Raw genomic sequence first — 14,328 nt, forward strand, 5'->3', positions numbered from 1 at the left:
AAAATAATACTAGATATTCCCCTATAAATCAAGGTTTTTAAGCTTTCTAACTTTTTATGCTTTTATATAGTTTTAAACTATATATGTAGGGGCTGTTATAGCTAAAAACTATAACAAGAACATCCACAGCTGCTATAGTCCAAAAAATTGCAGTCTAACACAAAAAAAGCCGGAACAACATCCGGCTCATTTATATATTATTGACAGAACTGTTAAGGCTCTTTATTTTTATTTAGCCTTACGAAGCATTCCAAAGAGAATACCTGAAATAACAGCACCAATCATGATATACAAAAGGTAAAGAAGAGCATTACTTGTTAAAGCAATTACAAAGATTCCGCCATGAGGGGCCACTAGCTTAATGCCCGATAAACCAACCAAGGCACCTGTAACAGCTGAACCAACAACGAAACTTGGAATGGCACGTGCTGGGTCAGCTGCACCAAATGGAATTGCTCCTTCAGTGATGAAAGAAAGTCCCATAACAATGTTAGTCAATCCTGAATCGCGTTCTTCTTTAGTAAATTTATCTTTGAAGAGCAGCGTAGCAACAAAGACTGCAAGCGGCGGTACCATACCTCCGGCCATAACAGAAGCCATAACCACAGAACCACCTGAGGAAACAGTTGCTGCCAGTGTACCTGTACCAAATACATAGGCTGCCTTGTTAACAGGACCACCCATATCAACAGCCATCATGCCGCCAACCAAGAGTCCCAGCAAAACAGCTGAGCTGCCTGAGAGATTTTCAAGGAAGGTATTCAGAGCCGTGTTGATGCTGGCCATAGGAATATTCACAAAGAGCATGAGGAAACCAGTTACCAGAACACCCAACAAAGGATAAAGGAGAATTGATTTAACCCCTTCAAGTGAGCGTGGAAGCCCAGCTAAGAGTTTCTTAAGAAGCAAGATAACACCACCAGCAAGGAAACCACCTACAAGGGCACCCAAGAAACCAGAAGGGATACCTGTTAAAGCTAAGCTTGCTTTACCACCGCTGGCAAACGGTACTTTACCGAAAGCCAAACCAGATTTAGCAATAAATCCAGCAACAAAACCAGCAACCAGACCAGGTTTTTCGGCAATAGAGTAGGCAATATAACCAGCTAAAACTGGGAGCATAAATTCAAAGGCTGCATTACCGACATTCTTGAAAAGGGAAGCTAGTTCATGATAAGATCCCAGATTAGCTAACTGATCCTTAGGAACTCCCATCAAATTATCAATCAAGAAGGCAAGGGCAATAGCGATACCACCGCCGATAACAAATGGCAGCATTTGCGAAACACCACTCATCAGGTGTTTGTAGAAAGCTCCGCCCAAGCTTGGCTTTTCAGCAGTTGAAGCTTCATTAACTGCAGTATTGTCAGCTGCAACATAAGCTTCAGCTTTACCATCAAGGATAATGTTAATTAGTTCTTCTGGTTTTTTAATACCTTCTGCAACTGGCCGCGAAATTAAAGGCTTGCCATCAAAACGATCCATCTCAACAGCCTTGTCGGCTGCGATGATAACACCCTTAGCACGCTTAATGTCATCAGCAGTCAGTTTATTGCCGACACCGGAGGCACCGTTTGTTTCAACCTTAATAGCAAGGCCCATTTCAGCAGCTTGTTTCTTAAGGGCTTCTTCTGCCATATAAGTGTGGGCAATCCCAGTTGTACAAGCTGTTACAGCCACGATAAAATCTTGATTGTCGGCCGCCGGTGCAGCGGGTGCTTCTTCTTTCTTTTCTTCTTCGGTTTCATTAAAGAGAGCAATAACATCATCAGGAGTGGTTACTTGACGCAATTTATCAGCAAATCCATCTTTTAAAAGGTATTGTGACAATTCAGCCAAGGCAGCCAAGTGCGTATCATTGGCACCGTCCGGTGCAGCAATCATGAAGAAAAGATCAACCGGTGCACCGTCAAGGGCTTCGTAGTCAACGCCTTTATTAGATTTAGCAAAGAGAACAGTCGCTTCCTTAACAGCTGCATTCTTGCTGTGAGGCATGGCAATACCATCACCAAGCCCTGTTGAAGTCTGTGCTTCACGGTTCATGATACCAGCTTTAAAAGTATCAAAATCGGTAACGATACCTTTTTCGCTCAGCTTTGAAACCATCTCATCAATCACAGCTTCCTTAGTAGTTGCCTGAAGATCAAGCAACATCACGTCTTTGTTCAGTAAGTCCTGAATTTTCATCTTTTTTCTACCTCTACTTTTTTGTAAGTTTCCTTTATAAAATCAATACTGGCTAAATCATCTGAAAAAGCTGTTGCCGTGCCGCAGGCAACTCCCCATTTGAGGGCTTCGACAGGATCTGCTGTCTTGACAAATTCACCTGTAAAACCTGCAACCATGGAATCCCCGGCACCGACAGAGTTCTTTACCTGTCCCTTAATCGGTTTAGCAAAATAAGCTGCCTCCGGTGTTACCAATAAAGCGCCGTCACCTGCCATCGAGATGATGACATTTTGTGCTCCTTTGGCCAAAATCTCACGCGCATATTTTTCAACATCATCCAAACCTTTCAGCTCAACATTGAAAATAGCTTCCAGCTCATGGTTATTGGGTTTGACCAAGAGCGGCTGATAAGCAAGAGCATCAAGCAGGGTTTGTCCCTCAAAATCACAAACGATTTGAGCGCCGGTCTGTCTGACAAGTGGAATCAAACGCTTGTAAATCTGATTGCCCAGATTAGCCGGGGCACTTCCAGCAAACACTACCGTATCTTCTGCAGAGAGACGGCTTAAAACAGCTTCCAAAGCTTCTACTTGCTCATCGCTTATAACAGGTCCTGTCCCGTTGATTTCAGTTTCTTCATCAGCCTTGATTTTAACATTGATTCGTGTGTCCTGATCAACATGAATAAAATCAGTCTTGATGCCTTCAGCAGTTAAGCCTTCTTCGACAAATCTGCCGGTAAAGCCGCCAATAAAACCTGTTGCAGTATTATCCTGTCCTAAGCGCTGCAAGATACGGCTGACATTAATCCCCTTGCCACCGACAAATTTATCGTCACTGTCCATACGATTAACACTGCCGATTTTTACAGTATCAATACGAACGATAAAGTCAATGGAGGGATTGAGGGTTACGGTATAAATCATACTTCAATCACCTTCGTTTTTTTCTTTGTTTCTTTTAACATACGGCTGTCCGATTTATTAGTGATAATAGTCACTGCTTCCAGCCGATCAACTTTAACAAATGAGGTCTGCCCCATCTTTGAAGCATCCACCAAAGCATAGGTTGTTTGAGCATTGTCAATGACTGTTTTTTTGATAGCTGCTTCTTCTGTATCAGGAGTTGTCAAGAAATGCAAATCAACACCATTCATGCCAATGAAGGCCTTATCAAAATTCAGCTGACTGAGTTGATTAATCGCAAACTGACCAATGCTGGCATCTGTTGAATTTTTGACATAACCTCCGATAATCAAAGTATTAATGTTTTTTTCCACCAATTTAGCAGCATGGTGAATGGAATTTGTCACCACAGTCAAACCTTCCTGCTGCAATTTATCTAAGAGCAGTTCAGTCGTTGTTCCAGCATCAATAAAAATCACATCACCGGCAGAAATCATCTCAGTTGCTTTTCGAACAATAGCCTGCTTAGCTTGAACGTTTTTGATAGATTTTTGCAACATCGTTTCTTCTTCTTGCAAGGGATGGTTTTTTTCAGCTCCGCCATGAACCCGGTGCAGCTTTTTCTCACTTGCTAATTCATCTAAATCCCTGCGAACAGTGGATTCGGATGTATCAAGAATATTGACAAGAAATTCCAAGGTTACAAAATTTTCCTGCGACAGCTTTTCCATGATAATCTGCTTACGTTTAGATTTTAAAATATGACCTCACCTCCTGTTGTAATCGTTTACACCTGCTATTATATATTCCTACAAAACATCTGTCAAGCAATTTCTGCCAAATTCTTCCAAAAAGTAACAAAAAATCATTAAATGTCATTAAAAAGTAATAAAACAAGAATCCCCAGTAACTTCAAGTCCCTTGCTATCATTTGTTTTCAGCCAAAAGCCTTTAATCCAATAAATGAGAGAATCTGACTTAATTTAAGTTTCCATCATTATCTAAACTGACAGCTGATCAGTCCTTAAAAACAAAAAACGGGAAAGGAGGCTCAAAAGTTAGGATCGAGACTCCTTACCCGTTTTTCTTTTTGTTATTCGTCACTTGAGCTTGTCTGTCCTGCCTTAGCTTTTCAGACTTTTTTATCAATCAATGAGGTAGAATGAACCACACGATTATCACGTTCTGGGTAAATGTAGTGGATAGCCTGATTCACTGCTGTAGGAGCTTCACCAAAGCCAGTCGCTATCAAATCAGCTTTGCCTTCATATTGTGCTGCATCGCCAATAGCATAGACACCTTCCTGGCTGGTTTGAAAGACTGGAGATACATTGATACTGGAGCGCTTATGATCAAGATTCCAATTTTTAAGATTTTTATTGGATGTTGAAAAGCCAAAACTAACAATGAGATCATCAAGCGGCAATTCCAAAGTATCATCTGATTTTGCTTTTTGAATAACAAGACTTTGAACTTTTTCCCCATCCCCTTTTAACTCAAGAGGCACATAAGGCGTCACAATATTAACACTAGAAGACTTTAAGACTTCCACACTGTGTTCATGAGCACGAAAGGCATCACGGCGATGCACTAAGGTAACACTCTCAGCGATTTTATCCAGTGCATTAGCCCAGTCAACAGCAGAGTCACCACCGCCGCAAATGACAACTTTTTTACCAGCAAACTGGTCTAACTTATGAACATTGTAACAAATATTCTGATCAGCATAGAGTTCCTCATTGTCAAGACCAAGCCGACGCGGTGCAAAAGCTCCATTTCCGCAGGCGATAATAATGGCTTTTGAAAAATGCTGACCTTTATTGGTCTCAATGGTAAACATATCGTTCTTTCTTTCAAAAGTCTTAACTTCTTCTTTCAGGCAAATACTAGTTTTATCTTTAAAACGCCCCAACTGCTCAATCAGATTGTCCACCAAATCGGCTCCCGTAATTGCCGGAAAGCCAGGAATATCGTAGATTACTTTTTCTGGATACAAAACAGCAGGTTGGCCACCTAGTTCAGATAGACTTTCAATGATTTTGACCCGCATATCCCGCAAACCAGCATAAAAAGCTGTAAAAAGGCCGACAGGACCGCCACCAATAATAGTTATATCAAAAATATCTTGTTCAGATGTCAATTTTTCTTCCTCCATAAACAAAGTAATTCCATTATAGCACAATTGAAAGCAAGCAGACAAAAAGAGCAGGAAACAAACTTTCCAAGCAGGCATCAAGGTCAGCTCAGTCCCTCACTCTTTATTTTTTCTAAAAGCTGCTTCTCTTCTTCGGTAAAATGATAATGCTCCAGCAAATCAGGTCTGCGTTCCCAGGTTTTGCGCAAACTTTGCTCTAAGCGCCAACGGCGAATATTTTCATGATGGCCGCTCATTAGAACGTCAGGTACCTTCATTCCCCGATATTCATAAGGGCGCGTATACTGAGGATATTCCAAAAGGCCAGATGAGAAGCTGTCATCTTGATGACTGGCTTCCTTACCGATAACCTCAGGAATCAGTCTAACGGTCGCATCAATAATGGTCATAGCAGCCAGCTCACCGCCCGTTAAAACAAAGTCTCCCAAAGATACTTCATCCGTCACCAAACTTTTAATGCGCTCATCATAGCCTTCATAGTGACCGCAGATAAAGACAAGCTCTTCTTCTTGAGATAACTCTTCAGCATAAGACTGGCTGAACTGTCGCCCTGCCGGGTCTAAAAGCAGGACACGCGCATTCTTGGATTCGATCTTATCAAAAGTATCAAAAATAGGCTGAGCTCGCAAAAGCATGCCCTGACCGCCACCATAGGGTTCATCATCTACATGACGAGCCTTCTTTGCATTTTCACGAAAATTATGATAGGTAATATCTAAGAGCCCTTTTTCCTGCGCCTTGCCGACAATCGAGTGCTCCAAAGGAGCAAACATCTCTGGAAAGAGCGTCAGAATATCAATTTTCATCGTCTAATCCTTCCAAAACATTGACATCAATACGGCCATTGGGCACATCAACATTTAAAATCACTGAGGGAATGTAGGGCAGGAGCAGGTCTCTTTTCCCTTTACGCTGAACAACCCAAACATCATTAGCACCAGGCTGTAAAATTTCCTTGACCTTCCCTAGCAAGATATCATTCTCATAAACCTCAAGCCCAATGATTTCATGATAATAAAATTCACCATCTTCTAAATCCGTCAAATCCTCTTTCGCTACTTTAAGGGTAAAATCGCGATACTTTTCAACATCATTAATATGATAGAGTCCCTTAAATTTAACAATATCAAAATTTTTGTGCTTGCGGTGACTGGCAATTTCAACCGTCATGACAAAGTTATCTTGCTTATCAAAAAGAGCTAGGCAGCTTCCCTTTTTAAAGCGTTCATCCGCAAAATCAGTCACAGATAATACACGGACTTCTCCTTGAAGTCCCTGAGTATTGACAATTTTTCCAACATTAAAATAAGTCATGTCTTCTCCAAATAAAAAAATTACTGTTTTTATTTTATCATCTTAGCCAATAATTCACAATTCTATATAAAAAAGCAGCAACTGCTGTTACTACTTTTCATCAATCACAAGTCTAACTTTTTTACCCTGAGTTGGAACCGAATAGACAATCGATCTTATCGCTGTGATGGTGCGACCTTTTTTACCGATAATTCGGCCAATATCACTAGAATCTAAGTCAAGATGATACTCCAAAAACTCAGGTGTATCTTCAATTTTAATGGTGAAATTATCTGGTTGCGAAATCAAAGGTTTCACAATAGCGATAATCAGATTTTCAATGGTATCCATAGGCAATTACTTTATTTCTTTGAATATTTAGCTTCGTGGAATTTTTTCATGATTCCAGCTTTTGAAAGGATGTTACGAACAGTATCTGATGGCTGAGCACCATTGCCTAACCACTCAAGAATACGATCTTCTTTAAGGGTCACTTGATTTTCAGCTACAAGTGGATTGTAAGTTCCAACAGTTTCGATGAAGCGACCGTCACGCGGTGAACGTGAATCTGCAACATTGATACGATAGAAAGGTTTCTTTTTAGAACCCATACGAGTTAAACGGATTTTTACTGCCATTTTGAAATAATCTCTTTTCTCTTTTTTATTTTGAGCATAGCTGCGCTATGAACTACTTTATTATTATAACACAAAAAATCAGACTGTCAAGTTTTTTTCTTGACAGTCATATATTCTTGATAATTATAGTTAAGAATGTATCTGTTTTTCTAATTTACAACATATATCGTAATCAAGGCAGATAACAACCATTGTCCTTTGCTTACTAAACAATTTAGCTCCTGTCAATTGATTTATTCAAAAATAACTAAAACGCCATAATAAAAGAATGATGCCTAGAAATAATAGTCAATCTAGACACCATTCTTTTTAGTTATATTTGTAAAGCATGTGGATAAAAATCCTAGTCTTTTCTGATTTCTTTTTATTCATACCTCAAAGCTTCAATCGGATCTAATTTACTTGCCTTATTGGCTGGTAAAATACCAAAGATGACACCGATAAAGACTGAGAAAGCGATACTGACCAGCACCGTATTCAAGGCAATGACAGGTTTGCCGATAGCATTAACCAGACCTTCTGAACTTGCCAAAACATTGGTCAAACCATAAGCGCAGAGCAAACCAATGAAACCGCCGATTAAGGTCAGTACAATGGATTCGATCAAAAACTGCGTCAAAATATTACGGCGTGTAGCCCCCAGAGCCTTACGCAAGCCGATTTCCCGAGTACGCTCTGTCACTGATACTAGCATAATATTCATGACACCTATACCACCAACCAAGAGCGATGTCCCGCCAATAATACCTATAAATAATGTAATGGCAGTAACTTGCGACTGGACACTGGCTAATTCTTTGCTGATATCAAACATCGTATAATGACCATTTGAAGCATTAGAAAACTCAGTCAATCGCTTAGCGGCTTCTTTTCCAACCTTTGAAGACTCGCTGGCATTGGGAACATGCACATAGATATTGCTGATTTCATCAACGCCAAACTCAGAAGATAGCTGGCTATTGGTTAAAATAGCATTTCCATCTGAATTTATCCCATAGACGGACGAACCGGCATCAGGATCCTTGTAAACCCCAACAACACGGTATTTTTTATCGCCAACCTCAATAATCTTATTAAGAGCCTCTTCAGGACTGGAGAATAGTTTTCCTGCCAAAACCTCATCAATCATGATGAATCTTGAAAAATTCCTATAATCACTGGTATTAAGCTGACGCCCAGCTATAACTTTATAGCCTTTAACATCAAAATAACTTTGACTGACGCCAGTAAGAGTAACCTGTTTTCCTTTTTTATTATTGTAAAGAACATTGCTCGAAGTTGTGTTAGTTACATAATAGTTACTGATTCCGTCAACATCTTTTACAATCGTCTGGAGCCACTCTTCTTTAATTTTAGGTGCATTTTTCTGCGACTGATTTAGATTATAATACTGCTCCTGTTCATCCTCATCCTTTGACGTATAGTAAATCTGCACATCGTGCTGATATTTAGTTGCCTGTTCTGTAATATAATGGCGCATCCCTGTTCCCATGGCCATAACAACAGAAACAGCAGTCACCCCGATGATAACCCCCAGCATCGTTAAAAATGAACGCATCTTGTGCCCCATAATTGAACTAAGGGCAAATTTCCAATTTTGCATAAATTTCCTCCCTTAATCAATACGGACACTTTCAGTCGTATCTAAAGTAATTTCACCATCACGGATAACAATCTTACGAGTCGCATAATCAGCAATTTCGGGTTCATGGGTTACCATGATAATTGTTTTTCCTTCACGATTGAGCTGCGTCAGCAATTCCATAATTTGGTTGCTGGTCTTGGTATCCAAAGCACCTGTCGGTTCATCTGCCAAGATAATAGAAGGATTATTAACCAAGGCCCGTGCGATTGCAACGCGCTGTTTTTGTCCCCCAGAAAGCTCTGATGGCAGGTGCTTGCGCCTGTCAGCCAATTCAACTTTTTCTAAGAATTGCTGCGCTAATTGATGTCGCTTGGAAGCCGATACTCCTGCATAAATGAGAGGTAGTTCAACATTATCCTGTGCGTTAAGTTTAGACAAAAGAAAGAATTGCTGAAAAACAAAGCCAATCTCTTCGTTTCGGACACGTGCCAGCTCATTTTGATTTAGTTTTTCAATAGCCTGATCCGACAAAGAATAGGCTCCATCTGTCGCCTTATCCAAAAGTCCGATAATATTCATCAGCGTTGATTTTCCAGAGCCGGACGGTCCCATAATGGCAAGAAAGTCTCCTTCATTAACTGTCAGATCTATTCCTTTTAGAACTTGCAGTTCCTGATTCCCATTACGGTAGCTTTTAGTGATGCCTTTAAGGTGAATGAGTCCTTTTTTATCACTCATACATCTCACCCCTTCTCACTGTCCTTGCTGCTTTTTGCAGAAGGTTTGTCAATTTTCTTACCTTCTTTTAGACCCTTATCTGGATTTGCAATGATAACCTGTCCTTTTTTAAGACCAGAAGAAATTTCCTGTGATTTGGCATCGGCATTGCCTGCAGCAACCTCTTTTTTCAACACTCGGGAATTCGATTTGTCGTAAATCCAAACATAGTTTTTCTCGTTTTTAGAAACTAGCGCTGAAGTAGGAATGATGAGGCTCTTATTACCATTAACAACTTCTACAGATACCGTAAAGCCTTGCTTTAAATCCCCCAAATCACTGTCAATATCTGCTTTGTATTCATAAGTAGCTGCGCTGGAAGATGAACCGCCGCTAGGTGACTCTGAACCTTGGGACTGGCCTTGACCTGATTGAGTAGGATAATTTGAAATGTAAGAAATTTTTCCATCCCACTCCTTATTTTTATAAACTTTAGACTTGATTTTAATTGCTTGTCCAACCTTGATGTTAGCTAGATCATACTCTGTCAAAGTGCCCTGAACTTTTAATTTCCCCTCACTGGTTACATGAACCAAAGCTTTGCTGGTCTTACCGGAAGGGTCAACATCATTGTTAACTTCAGCCACTGTTCCGGTTACCTCGCTGTTAACAGAAGTTCTATCAAGAGCAGCCTGAGCTTTGTTAACCTCATCCTGTGCACTGGCCTGGGCATCATATAAATCCTGCAACTGTTGATTATAAGTTGTTGAATTCGTTGGTACAAGCGAAGCAGCATTATTTGTTGAACTGCTGCCTACCACGCCAGAATTGCTACCAGAAGCATCAGTTCCTCCTGTGGCAGGACTGGCAGGACTAGCACTGTTATCAGCTGAGCTGTCTGCTGAAGGGGCGATACCATAAGTTTGGAAATTTGTAATCTGACGATTAACTTTATTGAGATTTCTAACAGCTTGATCATAGGCTGCCTGAGCTTCTCCTGTATCGTACTGTACTAATTGCTGTCCGGCAGTAACTTGATCTCCGGCAGCTACCATTACTTTGGGATTGCTTCCTTTACTGCTATCATAATAGACATATTGCTCTGATTCAGGTTTGATTGTTCCAGAGAGCAAGGTTGATGAGGCAATAGTACCTTCTTTTACCTTAACAGTCTGGTAACCGACATTTTCTGAATCTATCTGGCTTGACTGCTGCAATTTAACCCAAATCAAACCCAGCAAAATGATAACAGCTACAAAACTGCTGGCAATAATCCAGCCCTTTTTCTTTTTGGTCATTTTTTCCCTTCTCTTGGACATAAACTTCTCCTCCTGTGTCCTTATCATACCGCAAAGCCAACTTAAAAGTCTTACACTTTTACCAAATAATCTTACAAAAATGTAAGATTGTTAGGCAAATTTTAATAAGCATTATTGTTCTAACTTTATAATACAAATATACAACCTTTATTGGCTAATGTCAAGTCTTTTCTAGCAATAAAAAGAAAAAGAGTGAAATCAAATCACTATTCAAAGTAAGATTATTGATTTCACTCTTTTATTTCAAAGTTCATATAAAAATTATCTGATAAATAAAATCTCAACTGTGCTGCTTTCCTTGCTTAAATGGCCTGCGTCATAAAGCCTCGGCTCTCAAGAACTCGAACCATAGCAGCTGCTGTGTCTAAGGCTGTAAAAAGCGGTACTCCATGTTCGATAGCAGAACTACGAATAGTGGCGCCATCTTCATCAAACGTCCGTTTATTGCCGACCGTATTGATAATGGCTTGAACTTTTCCTGCCCGAACAAAAGCTGGGATATCATTGCTGTCATCTTCTCCAAGTTTATTGACAACCAAAGCTTCTACATTATGCTCTGCAAAAAATTTAGCAGTGCCTTGTGTTGCAAGAATGCTGTAACCGATGTTAGAAAAGCGGCGAGCCAAATCCAAGGCTTCTTCTTTTGTATCATCAGCAATGGTAAAAATGACATTTCCGAAAGACGGAAGGTGGAAATAAGAAGCTTCAAAAGCTTTATAAAGAGCTTTTTCAAGAGTTGAGTCTGTTCCCATTACTTCACCTGTGGACTTCATTTCAGGTCCCAGAAGACTATCAACTTTGGCTAACTTGGTAAAGGAAAAGACAGGGGCTTTAACATGGACACTATGACTCTCCGGATAAAGTCCGTCCTCATAGCCAAGTTCAGACAAGCTGCGACCTAAAATCAACTTGGTTGCTACTTGTGCCATAGGAATATCAGTAACTTTGGACAAGAAAGGAACTGTCCGGCTGGCACGAGGATTGACCTCAATAACATAAACTGTTTCGTCTTTAATGACAAATTGGATATTCATCATACCGATACAGTTAAGACCGATAGCTAAACGTTTGGTGTAGTCAGCAATTGTTTCCTGAATTTCTTTTGAAAGCGTCTGAGGCGGGTAGACAGCCATCGAATCTCCGGAATGGACTCCAGCACGCTCGATATGTTCCATAATTCCTGGAATAAGGACATTTTTACCATCAGAAATGGCATCAACTTCACACTCGCGGCCAACCAAATAAGAATCAACCAGAACCGGATGATCTGGACTAGCCTTAACTGCTGTCCGCATGTAGGAACGTAAATCGTCTTCGTTTTCAACGATTTCCATAGCGCGGCCGCCCAAAACATAAGATGGGCGCACAAGAACAGGGAAGCCAATTTTACGAGCAGATGCAAGAGCTTCTTCCTCATTCGTCGCTGTTTGACCGGGCGGCTGAGGAATTTCCAAATCTTTCAAGGCCTGTTCGAAGAGATCACGGTCTTCAGCACGGTCAAGGTCAGCTACCTGTGTTCCCAAGATTGTCACACCAGCTTTAGACAAAGGTTCAGCCAAATTAATAGCTGTCTGACCGCCAAACTGAACGATGACACCCTTAGGCTGTTCCAACTCAATAACGTTCATAACGTCTTCAAAAGTCAAAGGTTCAAAATAGAGCTTATCTGAGACTGAGAAGTCCGTTGATACTGTTTCCGGATTGGAATTCATGATAATAGCTTCATAGCCAGCAGCCTGAATAGCTTTTACAGAATGAACGGTAGCATAGTCAAATTCCACGCCCTGACCAATCCGAATCGGACCTGAACCAAGGACAAGAACAGATTCTTTTTCTGATTTGATGGATTCATTTTCCCACTCATAGGTTGAATAGAAATAAGGCGTTGCCGATTCAAATTCGGCAGCACAGGTATCAACCATTTTATAAACAGGAATGATTTTTTGTTCCAAGCGGAACTGACGGACATCCTCAGCTGACATCTTCCAGATATCGGCAATCTTACGGTCTGCAAAGCCATTGCGCTTAGCTTCCCTAAGTACATCAGGATCCTTGATATGGTTTGCCAAGGCCTGCTCAATTTCATAGATATGCAGCAATTTGTCAAGGAAGAAGATGTCAATCTTTGTCAAATCTGACAACTCTTCAATGGTATAACCCCTGCGAACAGCCTCTGAAAGATAGAAGAGACGATCGTCTTGAGCTTTAACAATTTTTGCTACTAGGGCATCGTCACTGACATCAGAAAGTTCAGGCATTTCATTGTGATAAACACCAATTTCCAGTGAACGGCAGGCCTTCAAAAGACTTTCTTCAATATTGCGGCCGATAGCCATGACTTCACCGGTAGCCTTCATCTGGGTTCCCAGACGGCGTTCACCATGCTCAAATTTATCAAATGGAAAACGCGGAATTTTGGCCACCACGTAATCAAGAGCGGGTTCAAACATAGCATAGGTAGTGCCAGTAACCGGATTAATCATTTCATCAAGGGTCAAACCGACAGCAATCTTTGCAGCTAATTTAGCAATGGGATAACCAGTAGCTTTGGAAGCTAAAGCTGAGGATCTGGACACGCGCGGGTTAACCTCAATGACATAGTACTTAAAGCTATTTGGATCCAGCGCCAATTGAACATTACAGCCACCTTCGATTTTTAGAGCACGGATAATGTTAAGGCTGGCATCGCGCAGCATCTGATTTTCGATGTCTGACAATGTTTGTGTTGGCGCAAAAACGATTGAATCCCCTGTATGAATACCAACAGGATCGAAATTCTCCATGTTACAAACAACAAGAGCGTTGTCTGCCGCATCGCGCATCACTTCGTATTCGATTTCCTTAAAACCAGCGATGGAGCGTTCAATCAAGCACTGGGTTACTGGTGAGAGCTTGAGGCCATTCTCGGCAATTTCTCTAAGTTCAGCCTCATCGGCACACATACCGCCACCAGTGCCTCCTAAGGTAAAGGCTGGTCGAACAATGACAGGATAACCGATTTCATTGGCAAAAGCCACTGCTTCTTCAACACTATTGACAATATCAGATTCAGGAATGGGCTGTTTTAAATCTTCCATCAGCTGCTTAAAGAGGTCACGGTCCTCAGCCTGATCAATGGCAGACAGCTTGGTTCCTAGGAGTTCGACACCCAGTTCATCCAAAATACCAGCTCTGGACAGTTCCATAGCCATATTGAGACCTGTTTGTCCGCCAAGAGTTGGCAGCAAAGCATCCGGCCGTTCTTTTCTCAGGATGCGCGTTACAAATTCAATGGTAATGGGTTCGATATAAACGCTGTCTGCGATTTCCTTGTCCGTCATAATAGTAGCCGGATTAGAATTGACAAGCACAACACTGTAGCCTTCTTCTTTGAGAGCAAGACAGGCCTGTGTCCCTGCATAGTCAAATTCAGCTGCTTGACCGATAATAATCGGACCAGAACCAATCACCATGATTTTATTAATATCTGTACGTTTTGGCATAAATTATGATACAAACGCCCTTAACGAAGCACAGGAAAATAGGAAAACTGACACTGATGCAAAAA

General features: G+C 41.0%; 12 protein-coding genes. All 12 read right to left on the reverse strand.

Annotation, left to right across the window (positions count from 1 at the left end):
* Positions 1-228: 228 nt before the first annotated feature.
* The 12 genes from SCSH_RS02250 to carB all read right to left on the reverse strand — a co-directional run bounded on the left by SCSH_RS02250 (position 229) and on the right by carB (position 14,263).
* A complete protein-coding gene (locus SCSH_RS02250; RefSeq protein ID WP_057490277.1) occupies positions 229-2,187 on the reverse strand; it encodes a PTS fructose transporter subunit IIABC in 1,959 nt (652 codons plus the stop codon).
* Positions 2,184-3,095 carry a 1-phosphofructokinase gene (gene pfkB, locus SCSH_RS02255; RefSeq protein ID WP_057490278.1) on the reverse strand — a complete coding sequence of 304 codons (912 nt, stop codon included), beginning with the start codon at positions 3,093-3,095 and terminating at the stop codon, positions 2,184-2,186. Before pfkB ends, SCSH_RS02250 begins: the two co-directional genes overlap by 4 nt.
* Positions 3,092-3,835 (reverse strand): DeoR/GlpR family DNA-binding transcription regulator, encoded by a 744-nt coding sequence (locus tag SCSH_RS02260; RefSeq protein WP_305851975.1) that lies wholly within the window; start codon positions 3,833-3,835, stop codon positions 3,092-3,094. Before SCSH_RS02260 ends, pfkB begins: the two co-directional genes overlap by 4 nt.
* A gap of 371 nt (positions 3,836-4,206) precedes the next feature.
* Positions 4,207-5,229 carry an NAD(P)/FAD-dependent oxidoreductase gene (locus tag SCSH_RS02265; RefSeq protein WP_057490280.1) on the reverse strand — a complete coding sequence of 341 codons (1,023 nt, stop codon included), beginning with the start codon at positions 5,227-5,229 and terminating at the stop codon, positions 4,207-4,209.
* 83 nt (positions 5,230-5,312) lie between these two features.
* On the reverse strand, positions 5,313-6,035 hold the full coding sequence (trmD, locus tag SCSH_RS02270; RefSeq protein ID WP_057490281.1) for a tRNA (guanosine(37)-N1)-methyltransferase TrmD: 723 nt from the start codon (positions 6,033-6,035) through the stop codon (positions 5,313-5,315).
* Complete coding sequence (gene rimM, locus SCSH_RS02275) at positions 6,025-6,543, reverse strand: ribosome maturation factor RimM (RefSeq protein WP_057490282.1); 519 nt, start codon at positions 6,541-6,543, stop codon at positions 6,025-6,027. The genes trmD and rimM overlap by 11 nt, the downstream gene beginning before the upstream one ends.
* Positions 6,544-6,633: 90 nt before the next feature.
* A complete protein-coding gene (locus SCSH_RS02280; protein ID WP_002262014.1) occupies positions 6,634-6,873 on the reverse strand; it encodes a KH domain-containing protein in 240 nt (79 codons plus the stop codon).
* Positions 6,874-6,884: 11 nt separating this feature from the next.
* Entirely contained in the window at positions 6,885-7,160 is a 276-nt protein-coding gene (gene rpsP / locus SCSH_RS02285; protein ID WP_057490283.1) for a 30S ribosomal protein S16, read from the reverse strand.
* Between the two features lie 364 nt (positions 7,161-7,524).
* Positions 7,525-8,763: an ABC transporter permease gene (locus SCSH_RS02290; RefSeq protein ID WP_057490284.1), complete on the reverse strand. Its 1,239-nt coding sequence runs from the start codon at positions 8,761-8,763 to the stop codon at positions 7,525-7,527.
* Between the two features lie 12 nt (positions 8,764-8,775).
* A complete protein-coding gene (locus tag SCSH_RS02295) occupies positions 8,776-9,483 on the reverse strand; it encodes an ABC transporter ATP-binding protein (protein ID WP_057490285.1) in 708 nt (235 codons plus the stop codon).
* Between the two features lie 5 nt (positions 9,484-9,488).
* Positions 9,489-10,781, reverse strand: coding sequence for an efflux RND transporter periplasmic adaptor subunit (locus tag SCSH_RS02300; protein WP_057490286.1), 1,293 nt, complete (start codon positions 10,779-10,781; stop codon positions 9,489-9,491).
* 302 nt (positions 10,782-11,083) lie between these two features.
* The gene (gene carB, locus SCSH_RS02305) at positions 11,084-14,263 is read right to left on the reverse strand and encodes a carbamoyl-phosphate synthase large subunit (protein WP_057490287.1); all 3,180 of its coding nucleotides are present in this window, start codon (positions 14,261-14,263) and stop codon (positions 11,084-11,086) included.
* Positions 14,264-14,328 lie beyond the last annotated feature (65 nt).

The sequence above is a fragment of the Streptococcus orisasini genome, assembly GCF_001431045.1.
Classification (GTDB): domain Bacteria; phylum Bacillota; class Bacilli; order Lactobacillales; family Streptococcaceae; genus Streptococcus; species Streptococcus orisasini.

Bases quoted from the DNA above. Each gene is read 5' to 3' on its own strand.
- SCSH_RS02290 (WP_057490284.1), bottom strand. From the start codon at position 8,763: ATGCAAAATTGGAAATTTGCCCTTAGTTCAATTATGGGGCACAAGATG.
- rimM (WP_057490282.1), bottom strand. From the start codon at position 6,543: ATGACTTATTTTAATGTTGGAAAAATTGTCAATACTCAGGGACTTCAA.
- SCSH_RS02295 (WP_057490285.1), bottom strand. From the start codon at position 9,483: ATGAGTGATAAAAAAGGACTCATTCACCTTAAAGGCATCACTAAAAGC.
- SCSH_RS02265 (WP_057490280.1), bottom strand. From the start codon at position 5,229: ATGGAGGAAGAAAAATTGACATCTGAACAAGATATTTTTGATATAACT.
- rpsP (WP_057490283.1), bottom strand. From the start codon at position 7,160: ATGGCAGTAAAAATCCGTTTAACTCGTATGGGTTCTAAAAAGAAACCT.
- trmD (WP_057490281.1), bottom strand. From the start codon at position 6,035: ATGAAAATTGATATTCTGACGCTCTTTCCAGAGATGTTTGCTCCTTTG.
- pfkB (WP_057490278.1), bottom strand. From the start codon at position 3,095: ATGATTTATACCGTAACCCTCAATCCCTCCATTGACTTTATCGTTCGT.
- SCSH_RS02250 (WP_057490277.1), bottom strand. From the start codon at position 2,187: ATGAAAATTCAGGACTTACTGAACAAAGACGTGATGTTGCTTGATCTT.
- carB (WP_057490287.1), bottom strand. From the start codon at position 14,263: ATGCCAAAACGTACAGATATTAATAAAATCATGGTGATTGGTTCTGGT.
- SCSH_RS02300 (WP_057490286.1), bottom strand. From the start codon at position 10,781: ATGTCCAAGAGAAGGGAAAAAATGACCAAAAAGAAAAAGGGCTGGATT.
- SCSH_RS02280 (WP_002262014.1), bottom strand. From the start codon at position 6,873: ATGGATACCATTGAAAATCTGATTATCGCTATTGTGAAACCTTTGATT.